3 protein-coding genes are annotated in these 2,531 nt (G+C 66.9%); 1 reads left to right on the top strand and 2 read right to left on the bottom strand.

Going from position 1 to position 2,531, the window contains the following annotated elements; all coding sequences use genetic code 11:
* Positions 1-355: MFS transporter (locus FKP22_RS27020; RefSeq protein ID WP_141291049.1), on the bottom strand; the 355-nt coding region annotated here is incomplete at its 3' end.
* Between the two features lie 268 nt (positions 356-623).
* On the opposite strand from FKP22_RS27020, the gene FKP22_RS27015 reads away from it, so the two are divergent.
* Positions 624-1,331: a PAS domain-containing protein gene (locus FKP22_RS27015; protein ID WP_170201117.1), complete on the top strand. Its 708-nt coding sequence runs from the start codon at positions 624-626 to the stop codon at positions 1,329-1,331.
* A gap of 31 nt (positions 1,332-1,362) precedes the next feature.
* Here the strand turns inward: FKP22_RS27015 and hppD are convergent, their stop codons facing one another.
* Complete coding sequence (hppD, locus tag FKP22_RS27010; RefSeq protein WP_141291047.1) at positions 1,363-2,454, bottom strand: 4-hydroxyphenylpyruvate dioxygenase; 1,092 nt, start codon at positions 2,452-2,454, stop codon at positions 1,363-1,365.
* Positions 2,455-2,531 lie beyond the last annotated feature (77 nt).

The following is a 2,531-nucleotide window of genomic DNA, read 5'->3' as shown; positions in this document are numbered from 1 at the left end:
CGAAGCGCAGCAGGTTCAGCGACAGGTAGCCCGGCGCCAGCGCGCTGGCGAAGTTGCCCACCGAGAACAAGGCCATCATCGCGATCAACAGCGTGCGCCGCGGCCAGCCGGCGGCCAGCACCGCCAACAGCGGCGCGCCGAGCACCACGCCCAGCGCATAGGCGCTGATCACATGGCCGGCCTCGGGAATGCTGACCTGCATGTCGGCCGCCACTTCGGGCAGCAGGCCCATGATGACGAACTCGCCGGTGCCGATCGCAAAACCGCCCACCCCCAGCGCGATGATCGCGGGCCAGAACGCCCCTGCCTGGCGGATGGTCGGGACATCGGTGACGGTCGGCGCAGCGGAATTCATCGAGTGGGGCGGGCAGGCGAGGAGGCAGGGCAGGGGCCTGGCGCGGCAGCGACAGATGTCGCATTGTGTTGCAGTGCACCAAGCCCCCGCTGGCTGACGGTTACTTGGCGGTTACGGCGCCGGCAGGCCGGCATTCAGTTGGCGACGCATTCAGCCGATACAGTGGCAAGCGGGCATGGGCCAGTGGCCGCACACTTGGCGGCTGGCATTCGCCGCCCGCGCTCGCCGAACTGCCGAACTGCCAAATTGCGGATGGACCCACATGCCGATGGATGCACCTGCTGATCTTCACCGCTGGGGCTTGGTCGAGCAGGTTGCCGGATTCGCTGTCTGGGACCTGGACATCTCGTCGCAGCGGGTGCTTTATTCGCCGCATTGGAAGCGCTGGCTGGGTTATCCGGCGGAGGACAGCTCGGATCCTGTCCAGACCTGGCGCGCGCGCGTGCACCCGGATGACCTGGGCGCGATGGTGCAGGCACTGTCAACCCACATCGATGGGCAGGAGCCGAGCTACGAGCACGAGTTTCGGCTGCGCGCGGCCGACGGGTCCTACCGCTGGGTGCTCTCACGGGGCCAGGTGGTCGCGCGTGACGGGCAGGGCGCTGCGCTGCGGGCCGTGGGCACCTTGACCGACCTCACCAAGCGGCGCCAGGCCCAGCAGGCTGGTCAACTGGCGCATCGGCCTGCCGCCCATGACGCCGCAATTGACGACGCCAGCCAGGCGCAGCAGCAACAGTTCTGGCTGCGGGTCAGCCACGAACTGCGCACGCCGCTGAACGCAGTGCTCGGCTTTGCCCAACTGCTGGCCACGCGCCTGGGCGCGGACGATCTGCCCACGCAGCGCCTGTACCTGGCGCATGTCGAAAAGGCCGGATGGCAATTGCTGGCGCTGGTGGAGGCGGCGATGGCCGAAAGTGGCGCGTCGTCGCCCGCATCGGCCGACAGGACCGACACGGCAGGCAAGCCCGAGCCCTGACGGCGCCCCGCCAGGCCCGGGGGCCGGCTTCTCAGGCCGTGGTCGGCGTGTCGACCTGCAGCACGCCGCGCTTGACCTGGTCGCGCTCGATGGACTGGAAAAGTGCCTTGAAGTTGCCTTCGCCAAAGCCGTCGTCACCCTTGCGCTGGATGAACTCGAAGAAGACCGGGCCCAGCATGGTCGCCGAGAAGATCTGCAGCAGCAGGCGAGGGCGGCCGTTGTCGGTCGAGCCGTCCAGCAGGATGCCGCGGGTCTGCAAGGCCTTGGCGTCTTCACCGTGGCCGGGCAGGCGCTCGCTGAGCATCTCGTAGTAGGCCTCGTTCGGCGCGGTCATCAGCGGCACGCCGGCGAGTTGTAGCTGGTCGATGGTGGCCAGCAGGTCTTCGCTCAGCAGCGCCACATGCTGGATGCCTTCGCCGTTGAACTGCATCAGGAATTCCTCGATCTGGCCGGAGCCTTTCTTCGATTCCTCGTTCAGCGGGATGCGGATCTTGCCGTCCGGCGCGGTCATGGCCTTGGAGGTCAGGCCGGTGTATTCGCCCTGGATGTCGAAGTAGCGGATCTCGCGGAAGTTGAACAGCCGCTCATAGAAGCTGGCCCAGAAACTCATGCGGCCGCGGTAGACGTTGTGCGTCAAATGGTCGATCAGCTTGAGGCCGTGGCCGACCGGATGGCGGGCCACGCCTTCGACGTATTCGAAGTCGATGTCGTAAATGGACTTGCCGTCCTCGAAGCGGTCGATCAGGTACAGCGGCGCACCGCCAATGCCCTTGATCGCCGGCAGCCGCAGCTCCATCGGGCCGGTGGGGATCTCGACCGGCTGGGCGCCCAGTTCCAGCGCGCGGGCGTAGGCCTTGTGCGAGTCCTTGACGCGGAAGGCCATCCCGCAGGCCGACGGGCCGTGCTCGGCCGCGAAGTACGCGGCATGGCTCTTGGGCTCGTTGTTGACGATGAAATTGATCTCGCCCTGGCGGTACAGCAGCACCAGCTTGGAGCGGTGGCGCGCCACCAGCGAGAAGCCCATGGCTTCGAACAGCGGCTCCAGCTGGCCGGGGGTGGGCGAGGCGAATTCGACGAACTCGAAACCCATCAGGCCCATGGGGTTGTCAAACAGATCAGCCATGTGTGGCTCCCGGGAAAAGGTCGTTGATCAAGCGGCAAGCGGCCTGCTCGGTCACAGACCGGTGCACGCATACGCTG

The organism is Ideonella azotifigens, from assembly GCF_006519715.1.
GTDB classification, from domain to species: domain Bacteria; phylum Pseudomonadota; class Gammaproteobacteria; order Burkholderiales; family Burkholderiaceae_C; genus Ideonella; species Ideonella azotifigens.
This window is presented reverse-complemented; position numbering and strand designations above follow the sequence as displayed.